Genomic DNA, 6,553 nt, shown 5'->3' with positions numbered 1-6,553 from the left:
CTTTCTCGGTCACTTGCTTGACCGCTTCGATCTTGAACTCTTCGGGGTAACGCTGACGACTCATGGCACCTCCTATTTGGGCCTCATTATGAGGCTTGGAGGTGTCTACGAAACCAGGGGCGATTCAGACTGTGGGCTCTTGATGAATCCGATAGGGGTTGGGAGTGGGTCGGCAGAACGCCGGAGGAGGGTGGTTACGGCTGTCTAGAACCGCTCAAAAGAATCTTGGTTTTACTGGGCGAAAGTCGCCGAAACTGGCCGAACCATATTAGACAGGCTCGATTCGCAGGCCGCATAGGTAGCGGCCTGAGGTCGATTTTTCCGCTACTGCTGCATTATTGGTAGTTCTCTACCTGTGCCGATCGTTATTGATCATGCATACCTCAAATGCCAAGCCGATGTGGCTTCTGCCAACATTTTGTCGTATTTACCAACGTGCCTTACGAGCCATTCCAAATCCTTCACCAGCATAATTCCAAATGTGCTGTGTTGATGGTCTGAAGGATGCCCCGTCCGCTTCTTCGATTCGGCAGGATTCATGGTCAGTATAAGCAGCGCTTCTTCGCCAATGATCCTGCGTGCAGCCCAGTGCGCGAGCTGATTTCTAGACTCCCTATGCAATTCGATTTCTGCTAAGTGATCAGCCCACGGCTCAGCTCCTTCCACGCCTTCAAGAGCGCTTTTGAGCACCGTAGCAAGCCTGGAGATGGGCAAAACCTTATCGTTCCGCTCCAGTAGACCTGCATGAGTGAAAAGCTCAATGCATCTACGAAGGTTGAACTCTATGAAGTTGTACGTCTGGATGAGACCCGCGATAGCTTCAAGGTCCCGGGGGTGCAAAGCCTCAGACCTCTCCAGTTCGACACCGTCGATCAGTTCACCAATTCTGCCAATCTCACGGAGAGATTCGGCTACATCTAATAATCTCGCGCCTCCGGTCTCTGGCTGTGGCCGGTTCTTGAGTTTCCGTAGGGATTGATAGAACAGCTCGAATAGCCCGGTCATGGCGAACCAAAATCCTTATAGTGGTGCGAGGTAGACGGACAATACAGGATTATTCGCGACCCCGTCACGAGGGCAGAACGGCCGTGAAAATCGGCTCCAAAACTAAAATAGCGACCCTTGTAGTATGCGGCCTGTAGCCGTGCCGTTTTGTCATTGTTTTGGAATCGTTTTTGCCTTGCAGGATGCATGGATCTGGGGTCTATCGCACGGTCTTGAAAACCGCTGACTAGGCGCGAAAATCAGTTCCGCAACTCCTGCTATGCCCCTTGATTTTAAAGGACTGCAGCGTAGCTAGAAATGATTCTATGCGGAACTGAATAATCGCGTAAGGTACTGAAATTCAAGAAAATACATGGCGGATTGCAAATCCGTCTACGCCGGTTCGATTCCGACCTCGGCCTCCACCATTCGAAAGCCCCGCAGATTAACGTTTGCGGGGTTTTTCTTTGCGGGTCGGAAAAACTACGAGTTCCGAAACTGCAGACTTTCGAGTGCTTGGTGATCGCGCCGACGCGACGGTAAGCGCAGTCGGTAATGTGCATGAGCGTTTTGTATGCCGTAGAAGCACCAGCCCAGTGCTCCAGCCCCTTGGCATATCTCCGCTTCTCATCATCGGGCATTCGCACCCTTCATGTGAGTAGTTGGGCGGGTGTAAGGCACACAGATGGGATGGAGGGTCGGGTTGTTTGTGGGCCTGGTAAGTCGTGAATAGCGCTCGGATAAAGTCGCGTAGTGCGCTGATGTATGCAATTGCCTTAGAATGCTCGCCTTTCACCCCTCAAAGGAATGAATACGTGGTGAGCAATAACGCAATCTGCTGCCCGCAATGCCAAGGTCAAAACGTCCAGCTTCTGTCTATCATCCATGCTGCTGGCACTTCTCACATACAAGCAACCCACCAAGCGCAATCCCAATCCGGATTCGGACCAAGCGTGACCGTTGAAACTTCAGGTCGGCATCAGACCAATTTGGCGGCAAGCGTCGGTCCACCTCCAGGGAAGCGCTTGCTTGGCCCGGTCATCCTTACAGGGGTTGGCGCAATCATCTTGTACGATGGCCTCAAGCTTATGAACACGTTCTGGGGCGTTGATTGGTCAAGGTTCTTCATAGGCGTGACATTTATCACCGTCGGTGTAATTGGATTCGTTCGCCACTGGAAATTCAACGTCGCACAGTACGACAAATTGGAAGAGTGGCGCCGCACTTGGATGTGCCACGCTTGTGGCACTCGATTCATTCCGTAAACGGTATTGAGAGGGCACCTGCGGGTGCCTTTTCTTTTGGCAGAGCTATTCAGTATTGCACTGGAGGAGGGGAACGATGCCGGACGCTTTCGTCCCATGCATCCGTATCATCGAACCCTTGATCAGCCTATATCCCCCCCAACGATGAGCAACTCACGACGATAGGCGCGTAACGCCATCGCCTTTGCTTCCGAATAGGCGGGATCGGCATAGCACGCCTTGGCCTGGGCATAACTGTCGAACTCGACCGCCAGCGCCCGCGTGCTGGTATGCGACTCAACCAGCGCTGTCGAATCGAGAACCTTGAGCCTGGCGCCATACTGCTCGGCGATTGGCGCCCACAACCGGCCATATTCCTGCTGCGCCTGCGTGTCGGTAACAGCAGTCCCCAGAATGATCCAGTAACCTTTCATCAATTACTCCTGTTTGCATGTTCTGTACGAGAAGCCTGCCTCAGGGAGCCAGCCAGGAGGATTGCCACAATCCTTCATGGCGCAGGAAGCGAGCCCGTTGCTGAACGGGTCGTGTGAGATCCAGCCACTCCAGCGCTCGCGGCTCGATGCATAGGATTGCGAAGTGCTCGAAACCACCCTGGATGCGTTCATAGGCGACTTCAGGGCTTTCAATTACCTGCCCCGGCACAGCGCCATGACGGAACAATGCCTGTGTCTTGTCACGCGCCGCCGACCAGCAGCGTCGTCGATGGCCGATATCCTCGACCAGGGTGGCAAGCCCCTCCATGCGCACCTGGGTCAGGCCGCAAGGGCTCAGTGCCGTTAGTGCAACGCGTGGATCAACGGCAATCTGCGTGCATTTTGCCGAGCGCCTGTCCGCGTAAAAGTACAGCGCGCCTGCACGGGCATCGGCATCTCGCAGTACAACTGTCCTGGAGGCGGGCCATCCTTGCTCGTCCAGGGTGGACAGTTGCATGAGCCGATAAGGGTTGCGCAAGGGGCCGACCGGGATCGCCAGCTGCGCCCATATGGTCTGAAACAGATCGTCCAGCATGAAAAAAACCATGTTCCATGAAACGAGGGCCGCAGCATTGCTGCGGCCACGGACGATCAAATGCTGCGTGTTACGCCGCCATCGACCCTGATGTTCTGCCCAGTGATGTAGGCCGCGCCTTCGCTAGCAAGGAACGCAATGGTCGCAGCGATTTCTTCGCTGGTGCCGTAGCGCTTGAGCGGCACGCTGTCGCGGCGTTGCTCGGTGCTCGGCAAGCTGTCGATCCAGCCAGGGAGGACGTTGTTGATGCGCACGTTATCGCCGGCGAAATTGTCGGCGAAGATCTTGGTGAACGCGGCAAGGCCCGAGCGGAATACCGCAGAAGTCGGGAACAGTTCGCTGGGTTCGAACGCCCAGGCAGTGGAGATGTTGATGATCACTCCGCTCTTCTGACGCTGCATGTAAGGCGTCACCAGCCGAGTCGGGCGAATGACATTGAGCAGGTAAGTATCCATGCCCTTGTGCCAATCCTCGTCGCTGATTTCCAGGATTGGCGCGCGTGGGCCATGGCCGGCGCTATTGACCAGCACATCGATACGGCCCCACTTCTCCACGACAGCGTCGACCAGGCGTTGCAGGTCTTCAACCGACTGGTTGCTACCGGTTACACCAATACCGCCGAGTTCGGCAGCCAACGCCTCGCCCTTGCCCGAAGAGGAGAGAATCCCAACCTTGAAGCCTTCGGCGGCCAGGCGTCGTGCTGCCGCAGCGCCCATGCCGCTGCCAGCTGCCGTGATAATCGCAACTTTTTCAACTGACATGCTGCCTCCAATCTCTCAATGCTGATTTTTCAGGTGCATTCACCTTAGCAGCAGCCCCATTGGTGAGGGAGACAGCTAAACTTCACTATTACGATAGATTAACTATCGGCAGCTTGTTGCTTGAGCCAGCGTTGGACCACGCTCAACGAGTCCGGCTGTTTCATCTTGCGTGGCCAGACCAGATAGAACGACTTGTCGATCCTGAGTTGCTGGGTAAAAACCTGCATCAGTCGGCCTGCGGCAATGTCATCACCGACGAACGCAGGGCTGGCCAGGGCAATGCCTTGGCCGCTGATTGCCGCTTCAATGGCTAATGAGGTCTGATTGAAACGCAGGTTTCTGGCTGTGGGCTGCATGTGTTGTGGGAACAGCGCTGCAAGGAACTGAGGCCAGAAATTATGGGCATCGTGCAACATGACGAAATCCTGCAATTGCGCAAAGCTTGCAGGTATTTCGCTGCCTTCGAACAGCTTTGGGCTGGCCACCGCAACGATTAGCTGCTCCATCAGCAGTTCGCTATTCAAGCCCGCTCCGAACTCGGGCTTGCCATAACGGACAGCGATATCCACACCATCGGTGCTGAAGTGCGACAGCCGATCAGTTGCCAGCACACGCAAATCGATGTCTGGATGACTCTGCGCAAAATTGCCGAGCCTGGGAATCAGCCATTTCGAGGCGAAGGTAGGTGTAACGCTGACTGTCAGGTGAGAGGTCTGTGGCCGAAGCAGGCGTGTTGCCTCGTCGATCATGGCCAGTGCACTTCGAATGCTCCCGCTATAGCCCAGGCCTGCATCAGTCAACGCCAAACCGCGGGGTAGGCGTTCAAACAAACGCAGATCCAGGCTCGCTTCCAGCCCGCGTATCTGCTGGGCAACTGCCGCCTGGGTCACACCCAGTTCCTCGGCAGCCAAACGGAAGTTCAAGCGGCGAGCCACCACTTCAAAAACACGCAACGCGTTCAGCGAGGGCAAATCAGGGAAACCGTCTGGCATGGCAATGAAAATTCTATCGAGTTGTGCAGTTTTTCTGTTTCTCTGATGCCTTCACAAGGTTGATAACCTGATCGGGCTCGAAAGATTCACTGTGTCGAGGCTACTCCCCGAAAATAGCTAAAGAAACCCGTGCCAATCGAAAGTATCGCTTGGCTAGCTTGCTGAAACGTTTCTTCGTGTCTATAAAGGGGAACAACTCCAAGAAAGGCAACCTGTTATGCCCCTCCTCAAATTCTTCGTTGCACTTGGCGCCCTGACTGCGGCTTCCAACACCATGGCCTGGGATTACGTTCTGCTCGACACCGACAAAGCCGCCCAGAACTGGCAGATCACCAGCCAGCAACTTGGCGTAAAAACCGACAAGCCCTTCAGCGTTGCCTTGCGCACCTTGCACGGCGGTCGGCAAGAGGGTGTCAGCATCGTCGACATCGATAACGGTACGATGAAACTTTCGGTCGTGCCGACCCGTGGTATGAACGTCTTGCAGGCGTCGGTCGGCAATGTGCGCATGGGCTGGGATTCGCCGGTCAAGGAAGTGGTCAACCCGTCCTTCATCGACCTCAACGGGCGCAATGGCCTGGGCTGGCTGGAAGGTTTCAATGAACTGGTCACCCGCTGCGGTTACGAATGGGTCGGCCACCCTGGCGTCGACAACGGCGAACTGCTGACCCTGCACGGTCGGGCTGCCAACATTCCTGCGAACCAAGTCACCCTGCACATTGATGAGAAGCCCCCTTACGCCATTACCTTGCGTGGTGTACTGAAAGAGCAGGCATTCAAGAAAGTCGACTTCTCCGTCGTGACCGAACTGGTCACCGAACCCGGCAGCGTGAAGTTCGCCCTCAACGACACCCTGACCAACAACGGCGACTATCCGAAGGAATACCAGGCGCTTTATCACAGTAACTTCAGCACCCCGTTTCTGGAGCAGGGCGCTCGTTTTGCCGCGCCAGTGAAACAAGTGTCGCCATTCAACGACAAGGCAAGGGCAGATCTGCCCGACTGGCAAACCTACCGAGCGCCGACCAAGGACTATGACGAAACGGTTTACAACGTGGTGCCGTATGCCGATGACCAGGGCAATACGTTGACTGTGTTGCATGACAAGGCTGGCAAGCTGGGCGTTTCGGTCGGCTTCAATACTCGGACATTGCCTGTATTTTCCCTGTGGAAAAATACCGATACACAAGGCCAGGGTTATGTGACCGGGCTCGAGCCGGGGACGAGTTTTTCCTACAACCGCCGTTACCAGCGGCCACTGAACCTAGTGCCGACAATCGGGCCGAAGGAACACAGGCAGTTCCACATCAGCTACAGCTTGTTGGCGGACAAGGTGGCAGTGGACAAGGCCTTGAAGCAGGTTGGCGAGATACAAGGTGGGCGCGAAACCGAGGTGCGGCAGACGCCATTGGTTGATCTGACCAAGGGGTAACGCCGGCCAGGGCATGTCGGCCTCGTCGACTAGTCAGAACTATCAAAGTTGTTGGTTTCATGCCTTTGCTGCAAGGCTGCTTTCGACCCTTGGCTGTCATTTTGCCCAACA

The 6,553-nt window shown here is 55.4% G+C and carries 6 protein-coding genes; 1 reads left to right on the top strand and 5 read right to left on the bottom strand.

Annotated elements, in window-relative coordinates; translation table 11 throughout:
* Window positions 1–372: 372 nt before the first annotated feature.
* The 5 genes from WM94_RS17015 to WM94_RS16990 all read right to left on the bottom strand — a co-directional run bounded on the left by WM94_RS17015 (window position 373) and on the right by WM94_RS16990 (window position 5,010).
* The gene (locus WM94_RS17015; protein WP_061551772.1) at window positions 373–1,005 is read right to left on the bottom strand and encodes a hypothetical protein; all 633 of its coding nucleotides are present in this window, start codon (window positions 1,003–1,005) and stop codon (window positions 373–375) included.
* Window positions 1,006–2,371: 1,366 nt separating this feature from the next.
* Complete coding sequence (locus tag WM94_RS17005; protein ID WP_061551770.1) at window positions 2,372–2,662, bottom strand: DUF1330 domain-containing protein; 291 nt, start codon at window positions 2,660–2,662, stop codon at window positions 2,372–2,374.
* A 40-nt stretch (window positions 2,663–2,702) separates the two neighbouring features.
* Entirely contained in the window at window positions 2,703–3,257 is a 555-nt protein-coding gene (locus WM94_RS17000) for a pyridoxamine 5'-phosphate oxidase family protein (protein WP_061551778.1), read from the bottom strand.
* A 56-nt stretch (window positions 3,258–3,313) separates the two neighbouring features.
* Complete coding sequence (locus WM94_RS16995; protein ID WP_061551769.1) at window positions 3,314–4,018, bottom strand: SDR family oxidoreductase; 705 nt, start codon at window positions 4,016–4,018, stop codon at window positions 3,314–3,316.
* 98 nt (window positions 4,019–4,116) lie between these two features.
* Window positions 4,117–5,010: a LysR substrate-binding domain-containing protein gene (locus WM94_RS16990; protein WP_061551768.1), complete on the bottom strand. Its 894-nt coding sequence runs from the start codon at window positions 5,008–5,010 to the stop codon at window positions 4,117–4,119.
* A 217-nt stretch (window positions 5,011–5,227) separates the two neighbouring features.
* On the opposite strand from WM94_RS16990, the gene WM94_RS16985 reads away from it, so the two are divergent.
* On the top strand, window positions 5,228–6,442 hold the full coding sequence (locus tag WM94_RS16985; protein ID WP_061551767.1) for an aldose 1-epimerase family protein: 1,215 nt from the start codon (window positions 5,228–5,230) through the stop codon (window positions 6,440–6,442).
* The last annotated feature ends 111 nt before the right edge of the window (window positions 6,443–6,553 follow it).

This window comes from Pseudomonas sp. ABFPK (assembly GCF_001586765.1).
GTDB lineage: Bacteria > Pseudomonadota > Gammaproteobacteria > Pseudomonadales > Pseudomonadaceae > Aquipseudomonas > Aquipseudomonas asiatica.
This window is presented reverse-complemented; position numbering and strand designations above follow the sequence as displayed.